The sequence below is a fragment of the Okeania sp. KiyG1 genome (assembly GCF_014132355.1).
In the GTDB taxonomy this organism is placed as follows: Bacteria; Cyanobacteriota; Cyanobacteriia; order Cyanobacteriales; family Microcoleaceae; genus Okeania.
In genome coordinates, this window is sequence record NZ_BLZO01000121.1 from 60,377 (window position 1) to 86,435 (window position 26,059).

The 26,059-nt window shown below is 36.5% G+C and carries 20 protein-coding genes and 2 pseudogenes; 17 read left to right on the forward strand and 5 right to left on the reverse strand.

Annotated elements, in window-relative coordinates:
* Positions 1 to 55: 55 nt before the first annotated feature.
* Together SAGCYANO_RS29205 and SAGCYANO_RS29210 are read right to left on the reverse strand one after the other, a co-directional pair.
* The gene (locus SAGCYANO_RS29205; protein ID WP_202223272.1) at positions 56 to 811 is read right to left on the reverse strand and encodes a HEAT repeat domain-containing protein; all 756 of its coding nucleotides are present in this window, start codon (positions 809 to 811) and stop codon (positions 56 to 58) included.
* An 11-nt stretch (positions 812 to 822) separates the two neighbouring features.
* On the reverse strand, positions 823 to 1,278 hold the full coding sequence (locus tag SAGCYANO_RS29210) for a hypothetical protein (RefSeq protein ID WP_202223273.1): 456 nt from the start codon (positions 1,276 to 1,278) through the stop codon (positions 823 to 825).
* A 597-nt stretch (positions 1,279 to 1,875) separates the two neighbouring features.
* Here SAGCYANO_RS29210 and SAGCYANO_RS50785 point away from each other — a divergent pair.
* From SAGCYANO_RS50785 to SAGCYANO_RS29240, 6 genes are all read left to right on the forward strand, one after another.
* A complete protein-coding gene (locus SAGCYANO_RS50785) occupies positions 1,876 to 2,100 on the forward strand; it encodes a helix-turn-helix domain-containing protein (protein WP_202223274.1) in 225 nt (74 codons plus the stop codon).
* Positions 2,087 to 2,518: a hypothetical protein gene (locus tag SAGCYANO_RS29220; RefSeq protein WP_202223275.1), complete on the forward strand. Its 432-nt coding sequence runs from the start codon at positions 2,087 to 2,089 to the stop codon at positions 2,516 to 2,518. Before SAGCYANO_RS50785 ends, SAGCYANO_RS29220 begins: the two co-directional genes overlap by 14 nt.
* A gap of 521 nt (positions 2,519 to 3,039) precedes the next feature.
* Positions 3,040 to 3,585, forward strand: a complete 546-nt coding sequence (locus tag SAGCYANO_RS29225; protein WP_202223276.1) for a transposase — start codon at positions 3,040 to 3,042, stop codon at positions 3,583 to 3,585.
* A complete protein-coding gene (locus tag SAGCYANO_RS29230; protein ID WP_202223277.1) occupies positions 3,578 to 3,742 on the forward strand; it encodes a transposase in 165 nt (54 codons plus the stop codon). The genes SAGCYANO_RS29225 and SAGCYANO_RS29230 overlap by 8 nt, the downstream gene beginning before the upstream one ends.
* 213 nt (positions 3,743 to 3,955) lie before the next feature.
* Positions 3,956 to 4,363: a transposase gene (locus tag SAGCYANO_RS29235; RefSeq protein WP_202223278.1), complete on the forward strand. Its 408-nt coding sequence runs from the start codon at positions 3,956 to 3,958 to the stop codon at positions 4,361 to 4,363.
* Between the two features lie 1,070 nt (positions 4,364 to 5,433).
* On the forward strand, positions 5,434 to 6,642 hold the full coding sequence (locus SAGCYANO_RS29240; RefSeq protein WP_237396827.1) for a WD40 repeat domain-containing protein: 1,209 nt from the start codon (positions 5,434 to 5,436) through the stop codon (positions 6,640 to 6,642).
* 4,571 nt (positions 6,643 to 11,213) lie between these two features.
* Here SAGCYANO_RS29240 and SAGCYANO_RS29245 read toward each other — a convergent pair.
* Positions 11,214 to 13,730 carry a hypothetical protein gene (locus SAGCYANO_RS29245; protein ID WP_202223280.1) on the reverse strand — a complete coding sequence of 839 codons (2,517 nt, stop codon included), beginning with the start codon at positions 13,728 to 13,730 and terminating at the stop codon, positions 11,214 to 11,216.
* Between the two features lie 864 nt (positions 13,731 to 14,594).
* On the opposite strand from SAGCYANO_RS29245, the gene SAGCYANO_RS29250 reads away from it, so the two are divergent.
* The 7 genes from SAGCYANO_RS29250 (at position 14,595) to SAGCYANO_RS29280 (ending at position 21,355) form a co-directional block, all read left to right on the forward strand.
* Positions 14,595 to 15,203 carry a PEP-CTERM sorting domain-containing protein gene (locus tag SAGCYANO_RS29250; protein ID WP_202223281.1) on the forward strand — a complete coding sequence of 203 codons (609 nt, stop codon included), beginning with the start codon at positions 14,595 to 14,597 and terminating at the stop codon, positions 15,201 to 15,203.
* A gap of 962 nt (positions 15,204 to 16,165) precedes the next feature.
* The gene (locus SAGCYANO_RS29255; RefSeq protein ID WP_202223282.1) at positions 16,166 to 16,903 is read left to right on the forward strand and encodes a hypothetical protein; all 738 of its coding nucleotides are present in this window, start codon (positions 16,166 to 16,168) and stop codon (positions 16,901 to 16,903) included.
* A 54-nt stretch (positions 16,904 to 16,957) separates the two neighbouring features.
* The gene (locus SAGCYANO_RS29260; RefSeq protein WP_202218595.1) at positions 16,958 to 18,187 is read left to right on the forward strand and encodes an ISAzo13 family transposase; all 1,230 of its coding nucleotides are present in this window, start codon (positions 16,958 to 16,960) and stop codon (positions 18,185 to 18,187) included.
* A gap of 674 nt (positions 18,188 to 18,861) precedes the next feature.
* On the forward strand, positions 18,862 to 19,596 hold the full coding sequence (locus SAGCYANO_RS29265; RefSeq protein WP_202223283.1) for a PEP-CTERM sorting domain-containing protein: 735 nt from the start codon (positions 18,862 to 18,864) through the stop codon (positions 19,594 to 19,596).
* A 111-nt stretch (positions 19,597 to 19,707) separates the two neighbouring features.
* Positions 19,708 to 19,920: a hypothetical protein gene (locus tag SAGCYANO_RS29270; RefSeq protein ID WP_202223284.1), complete on the forward strand. Its 213-nt coding sequence runs from the start codon at positions 19,708 to 19,710 to the stop codon at positions 19,918 to 19,920.
* 4 nt (positions 19,921 to 19,924) lie between these two features.
* On the forward strand, positions 19,925 to 20,761 hold the full coding sequence (locus SAGCYANO_RS29275; protein ID WP_202223285.1) for a PEP-CTERM sorting domain-containing protein: 837 nt from the start codon (positions 19,925 to 19,927) through the stop codon (positions 20,759 to 20,761).
* An 18-nt stretch (positions 20,762 to 20,779) separates the two neighbouring features.
* Positions 20,780 to 21,355 carry a hypothetical protein gene (locus SAGCYANO_RS29280; RefSeq protein ID WP_202223286.1) on the forward strand — a complete coding sequence of 192 codons (576 nt, stop codon included), beginning with the start codon at positions 20,780 to 20,782 and terminating at the stop codon, positions 21,353 to 21,355.
* A 113-nt stretch (positions 21,356 to 21,468) separates the two neighbouring features.
* On the opposite strand, the gene SAGCYANO_RS29285 is transcribed toward SAGCYANO_RS29280, so the two are convergent.
* A complete protein-coding gene (locus tag SAGCYANO_RS29285) occupies positions 21,469 to 21,639 on the reverse strand; it encodes a DUF29 family protein (RefSeq protein ID WP_202223287.1) in 171 nt (56 codons plus the stop codon).
* A gap of 256 nt (positions 21,640 to 21,895) precedes the next feature.
* A complete protein-coding gene (locus SAGCYANO_RS29290) occupies positions 21,896 to 21,997 on the reverse strand; it encodes a cytochrome b6-f complex subunit PetL (RefSeq protein WP_202223288.1) in 102 nt (33 codons plus the stop codon).
* Positions 21,998 to 22,077: 80 nt separating this feature from the next.
* Between SAGCYANO_RS29290 and aroB the strand changes: the two are divergent.
* The 4 genes and pseudogenes from aroB (at position 22,078) to SAGCYANO_RS29310 (ending at position 25,828) form a co-directional block, all read left to right on the forward strand.
* Positions 22,078 to 23,168: pseudogene (gene aroB / locus SAGCYANO_RS29295) on the forward strand (3-dehydroquinate synthase).
* Positions 23,169 to 23,185: 17 nt separating this feature from the next.
* Positions 23,186 to 23,894: pseudogene (locus tag SAGCYANO_RS29300) on the forward strand (RNA-guided endonuclease InsQ/TnpB family protein); the annotation flags it as partial.
* A 380-nt stretch (positions 23,895 to 24,274) separates the two neighbouring features.
* A complete protein-coding gene (locus SAGCYANO_RS29305) occupies positions 24,275 to 25,090 on the forward strand; it encodes a KilA-N domain-containing protein (protein ID WP_202223289.1) in 816 nt (271 codons plus the stop codon).
* 504 nt (positions 25,091 to 25,594) lie between these two features.
* Complete coding sequence (locus SAGCYANO_RS29310; protein WP_202223290.1) at positions 25,595 to 25,828, forward strand: hypothetical protein; 234 nt, start codon at positions 25,595 to 25,597, stop codon at positions 25,826 to 25,828.
* Positions 25,829 to 26,059: the final 231 nt, after the last annotated feature.

A 26,059-nucleotide genomic window follows, 5' to 3' on the forward strand; every position in this document is an offset into this window, starting at 1 on the left:
TTAATCAATAAGCCCTAATTATTAATTATTAATTATTAATTATTAATTATTAAATTTACCTTGGACGAATTCTATTTAACTGTTCTAAAGCCCATTTTGCTGTTTTTTCAACTTCTGGATCTGAGTCATATTCTGCTTGTTGCAATAAGCTAGTTGTTTGAATGATTAACTCATAAATTCGAGTTAAATCTCTAATCGCATTTTTTCTGACTTCTGCATTATCATTTTGTATTGACATAGCCAAAGCTCTATTCATTGGTTTTAATGTTTTAGTTCCTATTTCTGAGAGAGTCGCTAAAATTAAACTTTGCTGTTTAGAATCAGAATCTATCAGTAAATTAACTAATGGTTGAACAGCTCTAGAGTCTCCTCTTTGACCTAATTCCCATATAGCATGATGCCGTTTTTTCGGGTCAAAATTTTGTAGATCGCTAATTAATTCTTCAACCACATTAACTTCAGGTAGAGGATAGTTATTTGGCAGAGTAATATCTCTAGAGTCTTCAACTGTAGAATGTTTGTTATTTGTTTCTGATAAATTCACTTGAGTTTCTGGAGAGTCTTCAACTGTAGAATGTTTGTTATTTGCTTCTGATAAATTCACTTGAGTTTCTTTAGTTTCTGGTTGCTCATAGTGATTATTTTCTTCACTCTCAACTGTAGAAAATTTTTCAGTTTTAATATCTAAATTATGATTATGGGGTTGTAAACTATGTTTTGAAATTTCTACAGAATTATTTTCTCCATTATTTTCTCCAGACTCCTGTAATGAGGGGACAAAAGAATCTAAAGAATCGTTTTTATTGGCCAAAGAAGATTTTTCTAGGGATGTAGGCCATCTAGGGGGGGGGGCAGTTCGGAATCGTTAGTCTCTAAATCTAAATCAGTTGAAGTTGTTTCTGGTATTAGATCTTGAGATTCTAAGTCTTCTGGATCTGAGTCTTTTGGCTGATGATCGTCAAAAAGCTTAAGTAAGACAAATACCGCTGTACCTGTGACAAGAACTGATGTTATGCTTAAAATAAAAAGTGCTTTTCGTCCTCCTAGAGCTTTGAGTATGACACGAACAGGTTTCGGAACTTTTGAGTCTGAGGATTTAGATTCTTTTTTGTTATTCTTTTGAGATTTATTGGCCTCTGAATCAGTATCTTGAGCAATATGCAGAGGAAATGAAGATTTGGCTACTGATACTGGATAATTAATTGGGTTGGTTGATTGTAAATTTTCTGCCTCTGTAGAGCTACGATTATTTAATTTTCCTGTATTGTAATCATCCACGATAGCTCTACTCGGGGTCGGAGAAGAGTACAGGAAAGTCAACGACGTAATGATCAAAAAGAAGGTTTGGTAATGGGCCATGATGTTCTCTTAGGAGTTTTCAGAGGCAACTTTTACAAAAAAGGTAGATAGGTAACTATAGTTTAGTTCGATCATAGCTGCTGTTAGTTAAGAATAGTCAAATTATTTAAACTTTAGCGACAAAATTACTATTTTACGAATATTATGGTATGCCTAGCACAATGTAGAATGCACTCAAAGGAAACTAACAATTCAAAAAGACTATACTACGATAATATAATAAGTTTAGGTTAGTGCCAAAATCTGCTAATTTCTTGGGTTAGATATAATTTTAACTGTCCCGGCAGGAAGTCCCGCGCTCTCCCGTTTTGCTGGCGCATAACTTTCCTATGGTCATGCTGCGCAAACGTTAACGGCTGTCGCCGACATGGCAAGCGGAGCATTCCGTCAGGAAAAGGCGGAGGAAGTGCGGCAGCTATTAGGGGAGCGTCCTATGGGAAAGCTGGGCACTATGTGTGTGGTCGATCCTGCATTTTTGATATAATAGCTAATGTAGAGATAAAGGTCGATTCTGCAATGTTGCTGAAATACAAGTACAAGCTAAAACCTCAAAAAAACCAAGCAATTATAATATCTAATTGGTTGGAATTAGCACGAAAGCAATATAATTACCGTTTATCTCAAAGGTTGAATTGGTTTGAATCAACACGCACACCAGTAAACGCTTGTCCTCTTAATGTTTCAGTAGTAGGGGCGTTGCATGCAACGTCCCTACAGCTGATTTATCATGCACATTCCTGAATTTAGAGTACAAACACGAGATGGCAGAAAAAAAGACAGTAATGGTAATCCAATAACAAAGAAAGGGGATAAACATCTGAATCTAGTCAATGGTTATGTTTTGTGGGAAACTGTTCAACTAGCAGACTTAGCACAAACAAAAAAACTATTCCCTGAGTATAAGTCTATCCACTCCCAGGTTTTGCAGGATGTTATCCAAAGAGTACAAACTACTATGGATAACTTTACCTTACCTGATAAAAACGGCAAAACTACTGGTATAGCTAAATTCAAGGGAAAACATTACTATAATTCGTTCAGTTATCCTCAGTTATCAAATACCAGTATTGTCAAAAATGCTAACGGTCTTACCAGTGTTAATTTACTTAAAATTGGTTTAGTCCCTTTTGTCTTCAATCGGCAAATACCAAAGGGGTGATTAACTGTTAAACTTAAACCGTAGAAAATAGTTGTAAAATTTACACTCATTGTTGTAATATTAAATAGGTAATAACTTAAGATGAAAAATAGCGGGTGAATGCGACTTGTTGACAAACATATTATTAACCGAACACATAACTTTTGGCAGGTGTGTGATGAGTTAGCCTTTAAATCAAAAAACTTGTACAACTTGGCTAACTATTATTGTCGTCAGCATTTTTTCACTTTTCTCAAAAAGTCTAGATTTAACTAAACTGTACCACGCTACCAAAGATAGTGATGCTTATAGAGCATTACCAACTAAAGTATCAAAACAAATAGTAAAATGCCGGCGTTGCAACTTGGCGTGGTTATTTTCAAGCTATAAAAGAATGGTCGCGCACATCCAGGGAAGTTTTTAGGTAAACCAAAAATACCAAAGTATAAAAATAAAACTCAAGGTAGGAATGTAGTCATATATTCATGCATAATCAGTTTATAAAACCCCTTTAAAAGATGGTATTTGTCATTTATCCATGAGTGAAATCATGCATACCTGTAGTTGTAGAAACTGTAATCGAAGTCAGGATAGTACCTGCTACTAACTGCTATATAATTGAAGTAGTGTATGAAAAAGCTCTTGAGCCACAAATACACTCAACATATGTAGCTGGAATAGACTTAGGGATTGACAGTAAGGTAGCTCTATCTACAAACAAGCCTGGCGTTAAGCCTATGCTTGTTAACGGGAAGCCACTAAAAAGCGTCAATCAACTATACAACAAGCGTAAAGCCAAGTACCAAAGTCATCTCAAAGGGAACAGAAAAAGCAGCCGTAAGATAGAAGCATTAAGTTATCATAGAAATCGTTTTGTAGAGAATTATCTACATAACACCAGCAAATTAGTTGTCAATTATTTAGTAACTAATAATATTGGTACTGTAGTCATAGGAAAAAATGATAACTGGAAACAAAGTGCAAATATCGGCAAAAAAAACAATCAAAGTTTTACTCAAATACCACATGATAAGTTACTCAAGCAAATAACTTATAAATGTCAGCTAGCACCGAATCAAGGTGATTGAAACAGAGGAAAGCTATACAAGTAAAACATCTGCCCTTGACCTAGAGCAACCAGTTAAACATGAAACTTATGGGGGTAAACGAGTCAAACGTGGTTTATTTAGGAGTGCAACTGGTATAGTCATTAATGCTGACATTAATGGCAGTCTTCAAATTTAAGATAAGAAATTCCCAGGGGCATTTACTGCCGAGAGAATAGTGAGCTGTGCCGAGAGCGCCTGTATTGGTTAATCCAATATCAAGATCAAGGCTGTTACAATTTTCTACAGTTTTTTTCGTACGGTTTAAGGTTAAGACAGGTACAGTAATACGCGCAAGCAGACGGATGGTATATCAGCTTCACGATAGAATATCAAACCATACCTTTGAGGCGTGCAGAAATTCAACCCACCGAAGATAACTCATGCATGTATTGATTTAGGACTGTTGCATTATGCTCTCACCAGTGATGGTGAGTTTATAGAAGTCCCTAAGTTTTTTAGAAAATCTGAACACAGATTATCTAAACTTCAAGTTAGATTAGCCAGGAAACAAAAGCATTCTAAGTCTTGGAAAATTCTCAAACGTAAAATAGCAAAACTTTATCAAATAATAATAGCTAGACAACATTTAGACTGGCAATTCAAACTTGCTTATTATTTTTTTAGTGATGTAAGCGTGATATTTGTAGAAGACTTACAAATAGCCAATTTAGTCCGACGTTGCAAAGCTAAATTAGCTAATAATGGTCAATTTTTACCGAAAAATTGTGGGTATGCGCCTCCCCTTTTAAGGGGATAATAAGCGGTCGTTTGCGGAGCAGTCCGTTAGGATGGGATGGCGAGGTCTCGGAGCCATATCCAATCGACCAAGAGAAGAAAAATTTTCATCTCTTTGTCAATCCTATCCGTTTCAAGGAGAGGTAATTATTCATTATTCATTATTCATTATTAATTGTTGAACAAATGGTCAGTCAGCTAAGTCAGGATTAAATAAGTCTTTGCAAGATGCAGCTTTTGGTAAGTTCATTCAAGTCTTAGAGTATGTTGCCTGGAAGTTAGGCAAGAGAATTATCACGCGTAGACCCAAAAGGTACATCTCAACATTGTTGGGAATGTTTGAATAAAGTCTCAAAAAGCCTATCTGAACGTTTCGCTCCGCGACATGAAAGGCATTCATGTTCTAAGTGTGGACAGGAACTAGACAGATATTATAAACTCACCCACCCCTCTAACTCCCCTCCCGGGAGGGGATGGGGGTGGGTTGGATGCTATCAACACAGGGGGAGGATATCACCTCACACGAAACTGCAGTCAGGACTTCCTTGCCTGAAGAATCCCGCGTTGTCGCGTAAGCGAAACGTCGGGAGTATGTCAAAACATAAAAAACGACGGGAGGAAAGTTCCCGGAAGATTTATCCCCTGGTTGAATAACGACGCGCGGGTAATAAAGCGGAGTAAAAGTCTGTTATAATGGTTGGAATATAAGTAAGAACAAGGTTTGTCGCTATGACCTCTAGCTAGTGCGGTGAGATTCCAGCGGACAGGAGACGGGGAATTAATTTCCTACGACGGCTGTTTGCGCAGCATTCCGCAGGAAAAGTAAGTAATGCAGCTAAAGCAGCGAGAAGATTGCTCCAATATCTTGAGTAAAACCACTCTGAAAGTAAGCTCACAGCTAAATGTTTGATTGACGCCGAGGAGTCTAGAAGTCTGTCCTTCAGACTTTAAGCAAATGCGGATTTATGAGGGGCTGCGTGCGGAAGTAAATTCCGCACATTTTTCGCCCCGTCCCATTTGCGGTGTATTTGCCACAGAATCCAGGGTGTTTCAACCCCTGGAGATGTCAAAGAAGAAACCACTATGCAGAAGTTGAGCAAGATAAAAAATGATTTATCTCCATCTTTAATGCCAAAAAAATATCATCCACTAAAAAGCAAATTATTATTAGGTAGTATAATTTTATTTCTAGGATTGGGTGTAACTCAAATTATTAGTTATTTGCCCAAACAATTTAATACTGATTTACTGCCTCCAGAACAGTCAAACGAAATTCCATCTGACAATCTAGAGAATTTTTTCTCTGAAAATAAAGGTAAATTTCTAGTAGGTGGAATAATTTTTATCCTCGCCATAGGAGGCAGTCATTTTGTTGGTTATTTTCAGATTCATCCCAAATATTTAAAATTAAGTCTGCCCAATGGAGTTTCCTTGGAAGAAACTTTTAATACAGATTCAGAAAGAGTTTATTCTGTAGTTATTAGTCAAGACGGTCAAATTTTAGCCTGTGGTAATGGTAATGGTACTATTCAAGTTTGGAATTTAGAAACAAGAGAAGAATTAGGCATAATTGAAGGTCATACTAATGACGTAGTAGCGATCGCTCTCAGTCAAGATGGAAATATATTAGCTAGTGGTAGTTATGATGGGACGATAAAAATTTGGCATTTAGCAACAGAAACAGAACTAACTTTGCAAAGTCATTTTATGCGAGTTACTTCCATTGCTATTAGTCCTGATGGAGAAAAATTAGTGAGTGGCAGTAGCGATGATTCTATCAAAATTTGGCATATTCCTACAGGTAAAATGCTGCATACTTTTCGAGGTCATTCTGACAGTATTTATGCAGTTGATATTAGTCCGAATGGGGAAATATTAGTCACAGGTAGTCACAATAATATTAAAATTTGGAATCTGGAAACTGGAGCTGAAATTTACATATTAGTCGGTCATCATGGCAGAATTTTATCTGTGAATGTTAGTCCTGATGGAGAGAAAATAGCCAGTGGTAGTAGCGATAAAAATATTAAAATTTGGCACCTAGAAACAGGAAAACTTTTACGCACTTTAAGCGGTCATACTAATGATGTTAATTCTGTAGTTATTAGCCCAGATAGTCAAACTTTAGTTAGTGCAAGTAGCGACCATACTATCAAAATTTGGCATCTAGAAACAGGGAAACTTTTACGCACTATAAAAGGGCATTCTCGATGGGTTAATTCTGTTGCATTTAGTCCTGATGGAGAAATTTTAGCTAGTGGTAGTTTTGATCGAACTGTTAAACTTTGGAAATTGGGATAAGAAGGAAGAAGGAAGAAGGAAGAAGGAAGAAGGAAGAAGTTATACCGTTTCACTGAAGTTATAATTCAAAAGTCAAAAGTCAAAAGTAAGATTTTATCAGCTCTGGTTGAATACTTAGGGTTTGCTGATTAAATCTCACAGAACTGATCAATAAAAGTAAGTGCTTTTTTGGAGCAAAAAAAAAGTGCAAATTTTTCAGCTTGAGTGACCAAAAAGTTAGGACTTTGAGCAGACAAGCACAGTAAAGATACAGCTACAATTATTCCTCCCACTTTCAAAGTTAAAAGTCAAAAGTCATCCATTCAAAAGTCAAAAGTTAAAAGTTAAATTTGATTAGCTCTGGTTGAATACTTAGGGTTTGCTGATTAAATCTCACAGAAATGATCAATAAAGGTAAGTGCCTTTTTGGAGCAAAAAAAAGTGCAAATTTTTCAGCTTGAGTTACCAAAAAGTTAGGACTTTGAGCAGACAAGCACAGTAAAGATACAGCTACAATTATTCCTCCCAGTTTCAAAGTTAGAAGTCATGCATTCAAAAGTTAAAAGTTAAAAGTAAGATTTGATTAGCTCTGGTTGAATACTTAGGGTTTGCTGATTAAATCTCAAAGAACTGATTAATAAAGATAAGTGCTTTTTTGGAGCAAAAAAAGTGCAAATTTTTCAGCTTGAGTCACTACAAAGTTAAGACTTTGAGTAGACAAGTACAGTAAAGATACACCTACAATTATTCCTCCCACTTTCAAAGTTATAGCAATTGTCAAAGCGTTTAGGACAGAGAAAAGCTCAAATTATTAGACCATCTCAATGAGGAGATATAGCTGCCGCATTTACTGCCCCAACGCTATATTTGTCTTTTATGTCCCAAGCGCCTTGGCGACTGCTATAAAAGTCAAAAGTAAGATTTGATTAGCTCTAGTTGAATACTTAGGGTTTGCTGATTAAATCTCAAAGAACTGATTAATAAAGATAAGTGCTTTTTTGGAGCAGAAAAAAGTGCCAATTTTTCAGCTTGAGTCACTACAAAGTTAAGACTTTGAGTAGACAAGTACAGTAAAGATACACCTACAATTATTCCTCCCACTTTCAAAGTTAAAAGTTAAAAGTAAGATTTGATTAGCTCTGGTTGAATACTTAGGGTTTGCTGATTAAATCTCACAGAACTGATTAATAAAGATAAGTGCCTTTTTGGAGCAAAAAAAAGTGCAAATTTTTCAGCTTGAGTCACCAAAAAGTTAGGACTTTGAGCAGACAAGCACAGTAAAGATACACCTACAATTATTCCTCCCACTTTCAAAGTTAAAAGTCAAAAGTAAGATTTGATTAGCTCTAGTTGAATACTTAGGGTTTGCTGATTAAATCTCAAAGAACTGATTAATAAAGATAAGTGCTTTTTTGGAGCAGAAAAAAGTGCCAATTTTTCAGCTTGAGTCACTACAAAGTTAAGACTTTGAGTAGACAAGTACAGTAAAGATACACCTACAATTATTCCTCCCACTTTCAAAGTTAAAAGTTAAAAGTAAGATTTGATTAGCTCTGGTTGAATACTTAGGGTTTGCTGATTAAATCTCACAGAACTGATTAATAAAGATAAGTGCCTTTTTGGAGCAAAAAAAGTGCAAATTTTTCAGCTTGAGTCACCAAAAAGTTAGGACTTTGAGCAGACAAGCACAGTAAAGATACACCTACAATTATTCCTCCCACTTTCAAAGTTAAAAGTCAAAAGTAAGATTTGATTAGCTCTAGTTGAATACTTAGGGTTTGCTGATTAAATCTCACAGAACTGATTAATAAAGATAAGTGCTTTTTGGAGCAAAAAAAGTGCAAATTTTTCAGCTTGAGTCACTACAAAGTTAAGACTTTGAGTAGACAAGTACAGTAAAGATACACCTACAATTATTCCTCCCACTTTCAAAGTTAAAAGTTAAAAGTAAGATTTGATTAGCTCTGGTTGAATACTTAGGGTTTGCTGATTAAATCTCACAGAACTGATTAATAAAGATAAGTGCCTTTTTGGAGCAAAAAAAAGTGCAAATTTTTCAGCTTGAGTCACCAAAAAGTTAGGACTTTGAGCAGACAAGCACAGTAAAGATACACCTACAATTATTCCTCCCACTTTCAAAGTCAAAAGTCAAAACTCATCCATTCAAAAGTCATGCATTTAAAAGTAAGATTTGATTAGCTCTAGTTGAATACTTAGGGTTTGCTGATTAAATCTCACAGAACTGATTAATAAAGATAAGTGCTTTTTTGGAGCAAAAAAAGTGCAAATTTTTCAGCTTGAGTCACTACAAAGTTAAGACTTTGAGTAGACAAGTACAGTAAAGATACACCTACAATTATTCCTCCCACTTTCAAAGTTAAAAGTTAAAAGTAAGATTTGATTAGCTCTGGTTGAATACTTAGGGTTTGCTGATTAAATCTCACAGAACTGATTAATAAAGATAAGTGCCTTTTTGGAGCAAAAAAAAGTGCAAATTTTTCAGCTTGAGTCACCAAAAAGTTAGGACTTTGAGCAGACAAGCACAGTAAAGATACACCTACAATTATTCCTCCCACTTTCAAAGTCAAAAGTCAAAACTCATCCATTCAAAAGTCATGCATTTAAAAGTAAGATTTGATTAGCTCTAGTTGAATACTTAGGGTTTGCTGATTAAATCTCACAGAACTGATTAATAAAGATAAGTGCTTTTTTGGAGCAAAAAAAAGTGCAAATTTTTCAGCTTGAGTCACCACAAAGTTAAGACTTTGAGGAGACAAGCACAGTCAAGATACAGCTACAATTATTCCTCCCACTTTCAAAGTTAAAAGTCAAAAGTAAGATTTGATTATCTCTGGTTGAATACTGAGGGTTTGCTGATTAAATCTCACAGAACTGATTAATAAAGATAAGTGCCTTTTTGGAGCAAAAAAAAGTGCAAATTTTTCAGCTTGAGTCACCACAAAGTTAAGACTTTGAGCAGACAAGCACAGTCAAGATACACCTACAATTATTCCTCCCACTTTCAAAGTCAAAAGTCAAAACTCATCCATTGAAAAGTCATGCATTTAAAAGTTAGATTTGATTAGCTCTAGTTGAATACTGAGGGTTTGCTGATTAAATCTCACAGAACTGATTAATAAAGATAAGTGCCTTTTTGGAGCAAAAAAAGTGCAAATTTTTCAGCTTGAGTCACCACAAAGTTAAGACTTTGAGCAGACAAGTACAGTAAAGATACACCTACAATTATTCCTCCCACTTTCAAAGTTAAAAGTCAAAAGTAAGATTTGATTAGCTCTGGTTGAATACTTAGGGTTTGCTGATTAAATCTCACAGAACTGATTAATAAAGATAAGTGCCTTTTTGGAGCAAAAAAAGTGCAAATTTTTCAGCTTGAGTCACCACAAAGTTAAGACTTTGAGCAGACAAGCACAGTAAAGATACAGCTACAATTATTCCTCCCACTTTCAAAGTTAAAAGTTAAAAGTCAAAAGTAAGATTTTATTAGCTCTAGTTGAATACTTAGGGTTTGCTGATTAAATCTCACAGAACTGATTAATAAAGATAAGTGCCTTTTGGAGCAAAAAAAGTGCAAATTTTTCAGCTTGAGTCACCACAAAGTTAAGACTTTGAGCAGACAAGTACAGTAAAGATACACCTACAATTATTCCTCCCACTTTCAAAGTTAAAAGTCAAAAGTAAGATTTGATTAGCTCTGGTTGAATACTTAGGGTTTGCTGATTAAATCTCACAGAACTGATTAATAAAGATAAGTGCCTTTTTGGAGCAAAAAAAGTGCAAATTTTTCAGCTTGAGTCACTACAAAGTTAAGACTTTGAGTAGACAAGTACAGTAAAGATACACCTACAATTATTCCTCCCACTTTCAAAGTTAAAAGTTAAAAGTAAGATTTGATTAGCTCTGGTTGAATACTTAGGGTTTGCTGATTAAATCTCACAGAACTGATTAATAAAGATAAGTGCCTTTTTGGAGCAAAAAAAAGTGCAAATTTTTCAGCTTGAGTCACCAAAAAGTTAGGACTTTGAGCAGACAAGCACAGTAAAGATACAGCTACAATTATTCCTCCCACTTTCAAAGTTAGAAGTCATGCATTCAAAAGTTAAAAGTTAAAAGTAAGATTTGATTAGCTCTGGTTGAATACTTAGGGTTTGCTGATTAAATCTCAAAGAACTGATTAATAAAGATAAGTGCCTTTTTGGAGCAAAAAAAAAGTGCAAATTTTTCAGCTTGAGTCACCAAAAGTTAGGACTTTGAGCAGACAAGCACAGTAAAGATACAGCTACAATTATTCCTCCCACTTTCAAAGTTAGAAGTCATGCATTCAAAAGTTAAAAGTTAAAAGTAAGATTTGATTAGCTCTGGTTGAATACTTAGGGTTTGCTGATTAAATCTTAAAGAACTGATTAATAAAGATAAGTGCCTTTTTGGAGCAAAAAAAGTGCAAATTTTTCAGCTTGAGTCACCAAAAAGTTAGGACTTTGAGCAGACAAGCACAGTAAAGATACAGCTACAATTATTCCTCCCACTTTCTCTGTCTCCCCACACTTCCCGCACTCCCCCACTCCCCCACTTCCCTATTCTCTTTCAGACAATATTAATTCCACTTCTTTAGCAATATTTTTAGCTTTTTTCAGATGCTTGTGAGCTTGTTGTTGTTGCTCAGGATGAATTTGTAAAATAGTCAGACCTAGATAATAGTAATTATAGGCTTGCATAGAGTAAAACTCAGTTTCTTGCAGTAACTCTTCTAAATGCCTATATTTTGCTAGAGCTTCCGAATATTTACCTTGAGTAAAAAGCCAATTAGCATAACATTTTAGTGGATGAGCTCTTGACCATTTTTCACCTTGATTGACAGATAAATCTAACGCTTTTTCATAACATTCTTGTGCTACTTGTATTTGCTTTTTGGCAGAGTAATAAATTGCCAATTCTAAAGCTAATAAACATTGTTGATTATTATCTTCTGTCTCCAGCAATTTTTGAGCTAAATCTAAAACTTTCTTAGCCACTTCAAAAGATTTCATTGCATTGAAACATCTAGCAATATTCCAGAGAATATTAAACTTTTTAATCCGGTCTTCTCGCTCATTATGATTATATTTTTGAAAGAATTTTTGAACTTCAGCTATTTGGTCATTTGTCGGATTAAATAGTAATCCAAATAGCTTTTTCATCTCCCTTTTCAACTCTTGAGTAATTCCACCGAGTTTGGCATAAATTGCTGCAGCAAAAAAATGACGCAAAGCTTTCCTTGGTCTATCTTTTTCCAGATAAACTGCTCCTAAACCATAAAAAGCTATGGCTTGCCAATAGTTTTTACCAGATTTTGAAGCAATTTTATTAGCCTGTTGACAAGCAACTTCAGCCTTGTGTAAATTCCCTAGATAACGATAAGCTTTACCTGCTATTGAATAAGCAGACATCCGAGCAAAACCAACTTGTTCGTCTGACTCATCTTTTTCCCTAGTAATAGCAATAATTTGTTCGCTAATATTCAGTGCTTGACTATTTTTACCCACTTCTGAATAAATTGTTCCTAGAGGAATAAGAAGAAGCGCTCTTTGTATTCCAGATAAGCGATCAATGATTTTTTCGCTACTAGCAATAAACCGCGACATATTATTCCAGAGGTTAGCTGTACCCCTAAGATTTTCAATTTTATCTGCTGCTAAAATCTTATATAATAAGACCTTACAACATTCCTCAAAATCTCCAATAGTTGCTAAATGCTCAATAGCCTCAAAAGCATATTTCTGAGTTATTTCCGACTCAACTTCATGGACCTCAAGATAAAATTGCGCAGCCGCACGGTTAGCTAATAACCATTCCTGACACTCTTCCTTACCTGTTTCTACTGCCTCCAACTTACCCACAATATTATTCCTAAATTCCCCCTTCAACCTTTCCCTAGCCTTAGCGTGCATTACCGGATGGAGGTAATAACCATCCTCACACCAATCAATTAAAGCGCGATCGCGTAAAGCTTTGATGACCCTTTCTCGACGGAATATTGGCACATCCCACAATAAACATAAAAGTGCTGCCTTGGGTAAAGTAGGAATTTCTTGATAACGGTAACACCCTAAACGAAACAGGAGTCGAGCAGCTTGGGGGCGATCGCTCTGAAGTTTATCAAATTGTCCTTCAATCAAATTTTCCAAGGTCGGATCGACAAGCAAGTCGTGGCGGTTTTCTTGCCAATAAGCCTTTAAATTTCTCTCAAAGTCAACGCGGATGGCATTAGCAAGAATACACATTGTTTCCGCATTACCACCATAAGCATAGTGCATTTCCTTTAAAGCAGCAGTATCTATCTCAACCTGGTGACTGCAAAAAAACTCTTGCCAAGCTACCTCACTCAACCCAGTCAAACGATAAATTTCCACCAGAAAAGCAGGTTCAGATAACTTTTCGCGACTGGTAAGCAGGGTGACAGAGTTTAAATTTGGGCTAGCTAGCATCCTCAATAATTCTGCGTAGCAGCGATGTTGAGGCACAAAACGACCTCTTTGCAACGCTGGTTCGAGGCGATCGATAAGTATGCCAATCTTTTGTGTACTATTTCGGAGCTGACGTCGTAAACGGTCTAAAGTAATGCCAAATTCTCTTCCCGGCTCTTCCGCAAAATAGCATTGCAACCATTCCTCTATTACCAACTCCACCGAGATGATATTTTCTCTCTCCATGGCAATATGCAATTTAATAGTCAAATCAAACCCTTGAGTATCAAAAAAGTAGCGGGCCAAAGTAGTTTTACCTATGCCTCCCTCCCCTTGAATGAGAATTAATTTAGACCCTTGGGCGATGAGTTGGTTCAGACCATTAATGGCCTCTTCCCGGCCAACAAAATTGGAGTCTGGTACTGTAGATTTGCTTTGCTCTACTATTTCTTGCCAATTAACATTGACAGCTTTACAGATATCTTGAAAAGTTTTTTGTTTAATAGGTTCTCTGCGCCAAAACCTTCTCAAGGTTGCTTCGGAGGTATAAGCAGCCTTTAGCCATTGGGGAGCAGCTTTTGTCCAGTTTTTCTGTTTTCTAGCCTGCTCCACTATTTTTAGTCCCTGTGTAGATGCTCTGAGGGCCATAATGTTTATTTTTAAATAAATTGGTACTAATACTTAAATCAGACTTTTCAGGAGCTTTTATGAAATCGACTTTGATTTTTATAGATAAGATTTTTTCAAAACACCCCATTTGTAAGATTATTATGTTATCTATACTACTTTATATAAACAATTTTACTTAGTTATGTAGTGGAATTGTACAAAAAATTAACAATTTGAATCAGTAAAATAAGTAAATTAACGTATAGGTGAACAGAAAAGTGAACCACCGTGGGATTGTTCTGAGAGAGTCATTTCAGTTATCAGTTAGCCTCGTCCTGAGGAACTGCGCCCTTCAGTTATCAGTACCTCTGCAATAAGGAGGCTTGAAATCTGGAATGTTCTCTTTTTTTATCCCCTTATACCATTTATCAAAAACTTTTCTACATTTTTTAGAGCAGGGGAGTAGGGGAGTGGGGGAGTGAACCTACCCCTAACCCCTCCGGTGGAGGGGAAGCAAACATAAGAATAATTAACATTAACGCAAGCTAAAATTAGCATGCAAAGTAATTTTGCTTGTGCTGATTAGTTGACAACTGAAGTATTGCCCGAGTATAGCAATAATGCATGGGAATTGGTATTAAAAGGGGAGGCTTTATACCACTGTCTTTCTTTTCGTAAAAATATAGATAAGCCCTACCGATATATGAAGAATGTGAAGGTTATATATGAAGAATGTGAAGGTTATATATGAAGAATGTGAAAATTATAGACAAATTCATAGAAAACTATTAATCTAATTTAGAACCGATATTTAACCATCAATTAACACTAATTTAAAATCAGGAAATTTTCAATGAAAAAGCTCAATTAGTAAAGTTCTCCACAGCATTTGCTACTTTTTCTATGATGCTATTAGCTCAACAGCAATCCACAAAAGCTGCCATTTTAAAAATTGTTAATCCGATAGATAAACCCCGAAACGCTACATTTGTAACATTTTTTGATGGCGAATTTCTCAACGGAGTCACAAAAACTGAAGAAGGAGAAAATTGGAGCCTTACTATAACTGAGGAAAATAGCCCAAATGATGGAGTATTTCAATCGTGTGATAATCTTCCATCTGACCTCACCCCAACAACATTTGATTGTATTAAGATAGAAGGTGTCCATAAAATTGCACTTAATCCTGGACAAATACCTAATAACCCATTGGGTCCAATATATATTGATAGATTTACTGCCGACCAAAATGGAGGTCGTGTAGAGGATGGAAATTCTTTCGATATTGGCTTTGGAACTTTTAACAGTGTAGCTGGTTGGTCAGCACTGGATAAAATTGTAGACTCTGAATTTCAGGTTGCTGGCGTGGATGGTATAGATATACCTGTAGGTACTGAGTGGATTTTAGAATCAAAGTTAGCTCAGGCTCCTGAACCAACATCCTTAGTTGCCTTATTAGCATTAGGAGGATTAGGGTTAATGTCTCGCTTGAAAAAGCTTAAACAAGGATAGAATTGAAAATAATTTGTGTGTGTAGTGCGATCGCCGATAGGGTGCGTTAATGAAATGTAACACACCAAATTAGTAGTCTTTTAACTAATAGTGCGATCACCGATCTTGTCAGGTGCGTTAATGAAATGTAATACACCAAATTAGTAGTTCCTGAGCTAATAGCAGTGGACCGACACATATTCAATGGTGCCCGGCGACGGATTTTTCAATACTTTTCACAGCTTATATTTTGGCGTTGCACAGTGACAAATGATTTGAGATTTTTGATGAACAGGATTTTAGATTTGAGAATTGCTAGAATGATTAATATTAGGTTTTTTTAGTCAAAATCTAAACCAATTTTTTGTAGTATCATTCCATAATGTGCAACCCCTATATTTTTGGTCTTCATGGCAAACCCTACAATAATGAACTGAAGGCCATAATTTTGATTTTGAAATTGATCTTAATATTTAAATCGAACTTTTCAGGAGCCTTTATAAAATCGGCTTTTATTTATCTTTATTCCTTATGGGTTTAATACCCTAGCGTCACCCGCGGTGCAAATGCGGTTGGTGGGGTGAGAATCCCCATCGACCCCATTCTCCTGTACGTCGCCAATCCGACGGCTCCCCTACCTGACTCCTGACTCCTTCTTCAAAGACAATATTTTTTCCAAGCACCCCAGAATAGTCTAAGTCTTGGTCCAACTTTGCCAGATAATGTTGTCCATAGTACTTGAAATTGAAAATTTTGCTCAGTTGTGCAGTTAAATTGAACAAAAAGTGAACAATTTGGATAGGAAAGTGAACAGAAAGTGAACAATTTGAATCAGTAAATGAACGGATAGGTGAACAAAAAGGTGAGCGATCGCTAGAGCATAAATTCTGTATTGTGAATAATATAGATTTTGAATTCTACCTCCCACCAGAAATAGGTAGTCTACTTTAGAACTTTCTTTTGAGCGAGACTCAAAAAAGCCCATGAAAAACACTGAAAAGCCAAGTAACAAACTAACTAACTTTGCCAGAATAGGAAAAACATTGGCAATGATGACTGCTGCTACTGTTTTCCTAGCTGAACCTGTACTAGCTTGCACAATGGTTCCTCCTATAGAGGAACCACCCAAGATTTGGATTGAAAATCATGGTGATGAAAATGGAATAACGAGTTTCTGGATTGGACTTGAACTACCAGGAAAAGAAGAAGGGTTGTTCAGTATTGGTGATACCCAAATATGTGACTGTGGTTTAGCGTTTTTCCCAGAACCAGATATGACGTTACCTTCTATTTCTGTGAAAGATGCAATGGTTGCTAAAACTAACATTGTTACTCATGAAGTTATGGAGTTGTTAGATGAGGATGGCAATCCCATATTTGATTTTGATCTGAACTCAGAAGTAAGCGCAGACCTGACAGGGGATGCACCTATGGGTGGAGAATGGTCTGGTTTACGGGCAATGGTCAATCCATTTGATATCCCTAATCTTGGGGACAATGAGGTATTTAAGTTATGGTTTGAGGTTGAAGTTCCCACTGTAGATGTCCCTGGTTTTAATTGGCTATCTGCTCAGTTTGCTGCTGGATCTAATCTGGAAGACCATCCCATTGTATTCACCGATCAAGTATCACTTAAGCCTACTCCTGAGCCAACTGCCATTTTATCGCTTCTAGGTTTAGGTGGAATGATGGTACTTAGGAGCCGTGTAAAAATAACTTGAACAAATTACCTCCAAAGCTAAATAATAAAAGTATCACGTTTATTGTTGGGTAATATGTCTGATAACTCTGTAGTCAAAACTATTCAAGACAAGTATGAATTGTTGTGGCCTTACTTAAACGAAAAAACACGACGTATATGGGCAGCTATTGAAGCTCAAAGCCTGGGTTGGGGAGGTCTCACCTTGGTGGCCAAAGCAACTGGACTTTCGCGGACAACAATTCATGCTGGTATAGATAATCTCTGTAAATCAGATGGAACAACAAGATCGGACTACAGCGATCGAATTCGTGAATTTGGTGGTGGCCGTAAACTACTAGAGGAAAAAGACCCAACTCTGTTAACAGATTTGGAATTACTGATTGAACCCGCGACTTTAGGAGACCCAGAATCTCCTCTGAAATGGACCTCAAAAAGTGTAGCTAAATTAGCAGCAGGATTGAATCAAGGGGGACACAGAATCAGCCCTAAAAGTGTTTATAATTTACTGGAGTCTCTTGGTTACAGCCTACAATCAAATCGTAAGACTCGCGATCGCTCATCTCACCCAGATCGAGATGCTCAGTTTTTACATATTGCTCAACAAGTTAGATATTTCCAATCTGAAAATCAACCAGTCATTTCTGTTGATACCAAGAAAAAAGAATTAATTGGGGATTTTAAGAACTCTGGTCATGAATGGTGTGTTCATGGACAACCAATAGAAGTACGAATGCACGACTTTGCTGACCCGAAATTGGGTAAAGCAATTCCCTATGGAATTTATGACTTAACTTTGAATACTGGATGGGTGAATGTTGGCATTGACCACGACACAGCCTGCTTTGCAGTGGAGTCGATTCGCCATTGGTGGTACTCAATGGGTGAAGAACTTTATCCAGATAGTCAAAAGATAATGATTACAGCTGACTGTGGTGGTAGTAATAGTTATCGCTCCCGACTATGGAAGTTAGAACTACAAGAATTTGCTGACGAGATTAATCGAACTATTCATGTGTGTCATTTCCCTCCCGGTACCAGTAAATGGAACAAAATTGAACATCGCTTGTTTTGCCAGATCACCCAAAACTGGCGTGGCAGACCCCTAAGTAGCTTGCAAGTCGTGATTAATCTTATTAACAATACTACTACCACACAAGGATTGAATGTAGTTGCTCACCTAGACGAAAATTTTTACGAAACAGGAATTAAAGTAAGTCGCGAAGAATTTAATGCCATTAGAATTGAGCCAGACTTTTTTCATGGTGAATGGAATTATATGATTAAGCCGAGAACAATAGCTTAAATTGTTCAAGTTATTTTTACACGGCTACTTAGCAAAAAGAAACAACACAGATCGGGAAACAAAGCTACCAGTGAAATTTAGAGTTAGGTGGGGTTGGGAAAGGTAGCAAAGTCCCACAAAGGTAAGCAAAGAAAAATATGTATCTGTTGGGTTGCGCCTCACTTGACCTATCTACAGCATTAGAATTAATTATCCGCAAGCGTACCTCCTCTGGAGGCGGCACTTGATATTAGTGAATTTAGGAATAAAAGTTAGTTTTTAATAATGGAGCGTTAGTATCGGCAAAACGAGCAGCACTCCATTATTTTTATCTGCTCTATCAACGAAAACATGTCGTCATAGCACACTCTACAATAATGAACTGAGGGCCATAATTTTGATTTTTTTTAATATTTACAGCAATTTTCATAAGCTTTGATGAAATTGGCTTTTATTTATAGACAATATTTTTTCAAAGTACCCCAGAGTAGTTCAAGTCTTGGTCCAACTTTGCCAGATAATGTTGTCCATAGTACTTTAAATAGAAAATTTTACTTAGTTGTGCAGTGAAACTGAACACAAAGTGAACAATTTTAATCAGTAAATGAACGGATAAGTGAACAAAAAGGTGAGCGATCGCTGCGACATAAATTCTGTATCGTGAATAATACTTAGATTTTGAAATTTATCTCACTATGAAAAATTATCAGTTTAAAAGTTTTACTCGTACTTCTTTAATTGCATTTGGCCTTTCTTTACTTGGAGCGCCAGCTTTTGCTTTCGATCTGACTATTAATCCACCCCCCAGTTTAACGATAGATGGCATGGATATCACTGCGGGTGTATTCACTTTGGAAAGTGCTATAGGGTATTCTCCCACACTTAATGGCGATCCACTTATCAATGATATTGTGCAAATCAATGCCACAATTGATGAGAATAACTCACCTATTAATCTTCTGATTGCAGATGTGCCTGATGATATTGAGGTACTTCGACTAATGGGCAATTTTGATGCAAGTAACCCGGACAAGCCACCAGCCCCTTTTGATATAACTCTTTTTGGCTTCAATCCTGGTATTGATGACTTTACTTATTTTTTACCCAGTATGAGTGGTCCACTTCAAGTATACCAAGTAACCGACCTTGGACCTACGACAGCTCTTGGTGACAATAAAAATATATTCACTAGCGCTGCACCAACAATTGTGGCTAATACTGGCGGTGGTTTTACTGTAATTCCCAATAATCCTATTGGTATGAGTACTGGTAATTTTTGTGGACCTCCAGCTGTTAGTTTTCACGGAGGTGCTGGTGGTACTCCGCCCCCACGTTGCGTACCAGTTCCGGAACCTGGTTCTGCCATGGGTATTTTTGCTCTAGGTTTGCTGGGGATAGGTTCAATGTTGAAGCGTCAACAGAAAAGCTAAGAAACTCTTAGTGAATTTAGGAATAAAGGTTAATTTTTAATAGTGGAGCGTTAGTATCGAGAAAACGAGCAGCGCTCCATTATTTATATCTGCTCTCTCAACGAAAACAATTTGAATATATCTGAAGGAATTGTCGGAAAAGTGAACAATTTGAATCAGTATTTGAATATATCTGAAGGAATTGTCGGAAAAGTGAATAATTTGAATCAGTACAATGAACGGATAGGTGAACAGAAAGGTGAGCGATCGCTACAGCATAAATTCTGTATTGTGAAGAATATACTAAATTTTAAATTTTACCTACCACCTACTACGGAGAATTAAGAAAATGAAGTGGTCTACTTTAAGTGTTACCGTGCTAGTAGCTTTAGCTGCTGTAGATATGGAAAGAGCTTTAGCAGTTGATATCACAGCTAAAGTTAATGGGATGGATATGGTGATTGGTACTCTCGATGCCAAGATAGATACAGAGGATTCTGGCCGCATTATTGGAGAATTTCTTTTTGCTCCTGAGAAGGCATTTCTAGATGATTGGTATGACTTTCGATGGGTGAACGTAGAAACAAAATACACTGTTGATGACGTAATGGAGATGACTGACCCCGTACTCGGTAAACTACCAGCCATAGATCCAGCCCCATTTCCATTTGATATGAACGAAGATAATGAACCCTACTATTTCAACGACACTGAATGGGCGAATGGTGTATTTAACGGTGTCAAAATTCACGAAGAAGGCAAAGCATCTCGGTTTGTTGACCGTCCAAGGGATGGGAATAAAAATAGCATGATTGATTTTACAACCTATCTAGTTGTGGACAACCTTACTGACCCTACATTTCCGAAAACGACTTTCGACGTACTGGGATGGTTTGACTGGACTTACGATAACAAGGGGAATTTCGTTAACGGAATGTCAACTATTGGAACTATTTCCTCTGTGGTTACGGATGGTAACTCCATTAATCCAATTAATACAGCAATAGGAAATGCAGAAGCTAATGGTTTTCCCGGTTGGAAAGCAGCGAAGGACATTAATTTAACAGCCTGCGTTCCTGAACCATCAACTACTCTTGGTATAGTTTTATTAGGATTAGGGGTGTTGTCAACCAAAAAGAAGAAAACTAAACACTTAGCCAACCAGAATGTATCTAAAGTGGCATGATTTCAAGGAGAATTTATTATGAAAAACGATGGCTTTCAACGAAAAGCATTAGCATTGCCCATCGTTATGTTCAGTTTAGGCTTCATCTTGACTGTTTCATTATCGTTCCTTTCCATTAATCATCTAGATTTCTTAGCAATGAAAAACCATAGTCAAGCTGATGAGTACGGTGCAGAAGTAGCTGGATTACGAGCTAGAGTAAGTCTTATACAAACTAGATTTGCGGTCGGTGAAGCCATTATTCCCACTTTCTCGATCAAGAACGTCTCCAAAAAACAACTAACAATTTGGCAACCTGGTTTCTGGTTTAACCATCTGGTTATTGTTAAGGACATTAACGATAAAGAAATACCTTTGACAGAATTAGGAGAAGCAACTCGCAGAGCTTTCTCACCTGGCGGTCCTAGACGAAAAAACTTGCCTATCGATCTAGCACCTGGAGACGAAAATACGGTCGAAGTTCCGCAAGATATTACATTGTTATACGAACTCTTAAAACCTAGTTACTATACCATCCAGATAATTTACGAAGAACAAGGGGAAGGATGGCAAGGAAAACTTCCCTCAAATGTCTTAAGGTTTGAGGTATTCTGACAGGTGGAACTGGAAACGATGGCTTTAAATTTGATTTACCTAATGAAGGTTTAGTACGATTTCTTATCTGGTAGGATAATTAATGAAATGTAACGCACCAAATTAGTAGTTAACTACAAGAAAAACCATCTTTCACTTCTACCCAAGGCTTTTAACTCTGCAATTAAATTATCATAATCTATGTTCTCTAATTGACGATTATTTAGCAGTTTAATCATCTTTTTTAACCAATCAAAATAATCTGTATCATAAAGTAATTTTAAATCAGTAACTTGATTATTCATATTTGATTTTTGTCTTTTATAAATTCCCGCTAAACTATTAAAAACGTCTAACGGGAGAGCTAATAAAATGTAAGTATTTCCTGCGGAATGCTGCGCAAACAGCTATTAGCTCTCAGCTCTCATAAGCAGGTTTCAATTAATATAGCCAGCTTTTGTAGTAAGATTTAATTCCGACTCAATTATTAAAGCTTTTATCTAAAATTAAAACCAATAGCTGATAGCTGATGGCTGACTGCTGAATGCTTACTATACAATTCTAGATTAACTTAACAGCACGCAAGCCAAACATTAAAACTGTAGCTACACCTAAGCCACCAACAAATAATACAAAGAAAGCAATAATTCCATCAACAGTCATTAACTTTTCTCCAAAATGGCGAATAATATAAAATTAAGTCTAATATTTAATGTTCAAAATAGCAAAGTCTGAAATTATCTATGGCATCTATCACTGTTCAACTACCCTCCAAGTCTTATGAAATAGCGATCGCTCCTGGCAACCTGGACCAACTTGGCCAAAAATGCAACCCCTCAACTTGGGCAAAAAGGTCTTGCTGGTCTCCAACCCAGAAATATTTGGTCATTATGGTTCTAGAGCGATCGCCTCTCTCCAACAAGCGGGTTTTGATGTTTCTCACTGCATCCTCCCTGCTGGAGAACAATACAAAAACTTTCAAACCCTAAACACTATTTACGATGCAGCTTTAGCACACCGTATGGAGCGGTCTTCGACAATGGTTGCTCTTGGAGGTGGAGTAGTTGGCGATATGACTGGGTTTGCAGCAGCGACTTGGTTGCGGGGTTTGAATGTGGTGCAAGTTCCCACTTCTCTATTAGCAATGGTGGATGCTGCTATTGGCGGAAAAACGGGAGTCAATCATCCCCAAGGTAAAAATCTCATCGGCGCTTTTCACCAACCACGTCTGGTATTAATTGACCCGGAAGTATTGAAGACTTTACCTGTGCGTGAGTTTCGGGGTGGAATGGCAGAAGTTATTAAATATGGAACTATCTGGGATGCGGAATTATTTGCCAAGATGGAGAATAGTCAGAAGCTTAATGAAATTAATCATCTCACGGCAGGGTTATTAGAAGAAATCTTGATTAGGTCTTGCCAAAGTAAGGCTGATGTGGTAGAGAAAGATGAAAAAGAATCGGGATTAAGGGCAATTTTGAATTACGGTCATACTATTGGTCATGCCGTGGAAAGTTTGACTGGTTATACTATGGTGACTCATGGTGAAGCGGTGGCTATTGGGATGGTGGCTGCGAGTCGGTTGGCGGTGGAGTTGGGGATGTGGGATGAACAGAGCGATCGCCGTCAGTTAGCTTTGATAGAAAAGGCTGCTTTACCGACGAGGTTGCCGAGTGGGTTGGATATTGAGGAAATTTTGGTTTCTTTGCAGACTGATAAAAAGGTTAAAGCGGGTAAAGTTAGGTTTGTGTTGCCGACTGGGGTGGGTGTGGTCAAGATTACAGACCGGGTAAGTGCAGATGTATTGAGAGGAGTATTGGCAGGAATGGGTTAAAGAAAAAGTTAGAATTCATAAACGATAATGCTATTGTTTATCCTCAATATTTGAGGAAGTCAGAGAAAAAATTAAAACGTCGGCAACGACAATTAAGTAAGAAGTTTGTGAAGGGCAAAAAACCTCAATCAAACAATTACCACAAAGCCAGAAAAAGACTAGGCAAGTGCCATTTGAAGGTAAGTAGGCAGCGTAAAGACTGGAGCATTAAGCAAGCCCGGTGCGTAGTAGCATCTAACTATGTTGTCGTCTATGAAGATCTAAAGATACAAAACATGGTCAAAAATCATCATTTGGCAAAGTCAATATCTGATGCAGCGTGGTATCAATTCACTCAATGGCTAGAATATTATGGAAAAATTTGGGACAAAGCGGTTGTCTCCGTAAATCCCAAATTCACTTCTCAAGATTGTTCTAATTGTGGGCATAGAGTTAAGAAAACTTTATCAACTCGTACTCATGTTTGCCCCAGTTGTAATGCTGAAATATGTCGTGATACAAACGCAGCACGAAACATCTTGAGCCGTGGATTAGAAATAATAGGTATTGAGTGGAATCAAGGTACTGTAGACGCGGAGCGGCGCGCCGAAGGCAGGGCATTCAGAAACCTCCTAGTAATAGGGAACGCTTTGGGAGACAACAGTCTCTGCTAATGATGGGCAACTTAATTTAGTAAGCTGTGTCGATGAGCAAAGAATCACTTTTTGTGAGAATCCCCGTGCCTGATAGCCGGGGAGTATGTCAACATTAAAGAAAATCATAGGATTTTAACCCTAAATCATACAGATATAAAATCACATTATGTCTATCCCAATTATGCTGGAATTATTATTTATCTATACGAGCGTTATTGGGAAAATTTTGCTCATTGTATTCATAAAGTTATTAGCGGATTTGAGATATTCAAGGGAGAGTTAATTCGTGTCAATAATATTTTTCATAGATTAAAATTATAGTAAATTACCCCCACAGCAAAAATTTATTCTATGATTAGTGGTTGACGAACTTTTCAGTTCGGAAAATGCTACCTAATATTTACTTTTATTTGTTATAAACAAATGTTATTTTACAAATTAAGTAAATTATTTCAAAAAGGATAAATTAGAATGAACTACATTGAACACCCTGTTGGGGAATTAGTAGTTACTCAGCGCAATTATGATGGCTATATTAATGCAACTAAATTAGCGAGAGCATATAAAAAGAAAACAGGAAAGTACAGAAATCCTAATAGCTGGTTTGAAAAGAATGGAACAACTGAATACATAGAGCTTTTATCGAATAAAACTAAGCTAGAGGTTTATGAGCTTGTGGAAAAAACAGGAGAAGGTAAACATCAAGAAGTTTGGATTCATCCTAAGCTTGCTGTTTCTTTTGCTATGTGGCTCTCACCTGAAATTGAAATGATGGTGTCTGAGTGGATCGAGCAATGGCCTTTCACAGGTCAAAAACCTGCTACTCAAGAACCTATAAATTTGCATCCTTACCAACGTGTTTGGTACGAACGCTTAAAGTTATTTGAACAGAAAACTGAACTACCAAAAAGTACATGGTGTGTTTTTGAAGAAATTGGTAAATTAATGAGGAAATTGGAATCTAAAAATGTTCCTTTACATGATAAAGCAACTATTGACATTTCAGTAGGTCTGACTTGGTGTTATTGGCTAAGACAGAACGGATATGAAACAGATTTTGAACAGTATATTCACCATTATCCAGATAAAAGAGGTGAACAGCTTGCTAATATTTATCCCTATGAATTACTCGGAAAATTTCATCAGTGGTTAGAAGAAACTTACATCCCAGAAAAATTTCCTGAATATGTCAGAAAATTTGTTACTCCAGAAGAATGCAAGTTAATTTCAGAAGCTATTGGTTATGAAGTTAAGCCAGTTTTCAAAAGACTTAAAACAAAGGTTTAATTTCACAAATAGTGAATGTTTATGTTTGCTTCATTTGCCCTCAGGTGGAATAGATATTTTGGTTTTATCTTAATTATAAAATTATTTTGAGATTAGGATTTACAAGTTCTATATACTTAAATAATTCTACTCATTACTATAGTAATTTTACCTGCTAGCAGTGTACTTGACTGATATGAAACTCGCTATAATACCCCATGTTTTACGAAACAATCAATTAGAAAAACTATTTTCAATGATATAAATTAAAATTCCAAACAGAGATTCCAAATTCCCAATAAAATGCTCTCCTGCTTCAATCTCAATTTGATTTTCTAGCAACCTTCAAAACTTCCAATTACTTCCTGTCGTAACAATTCCATAAATACAAGAAATTTGATTTTTTTTCTGTCGATTAAACAACTGAGCAGCAACCATTTCCGCAATACACTGAGCTAATCCAGATTTAATATTATCGTTTTTGCCTCAACAATTGTCACTACAGGAGCAGTTACCTCTAACTGTTTGGGAGAAGAACTAATTATAAAATCACATCTTCCCGTTAATCCCTTACTTTTATCCACATTAAATTCTGTGCCAGAAAATCAACTAATTTGGCGGTTAAAGTATTTTCTGAGTTCCACAATAATTGGAGAAATAATCAATATTGCTGAAACAACGCAAGTGGGTGAAATATTTTGTAACGATCTGGGAAAAATCAGAGTTTTTTTGATTAGAATAAACAATTTTAATCGCTGATTTGATAAGTTAAATCTATATCTTGCTCTCCTTGTCTAATTTTGGGTTTGAAACTACTTTTGATGATTCGTAATGGTATTCCTGACAAAAAATTAAAGATTTTAACTGGCGATCGCTAAATTTAATTAATATAAAAACATCTCAAGTAAATAAATCAACTTTTGCTGAAACTCTTGTAATATCATCAGGACTTACGCACGAGATACGAAAGATTAGGATTTGAGATAGCTT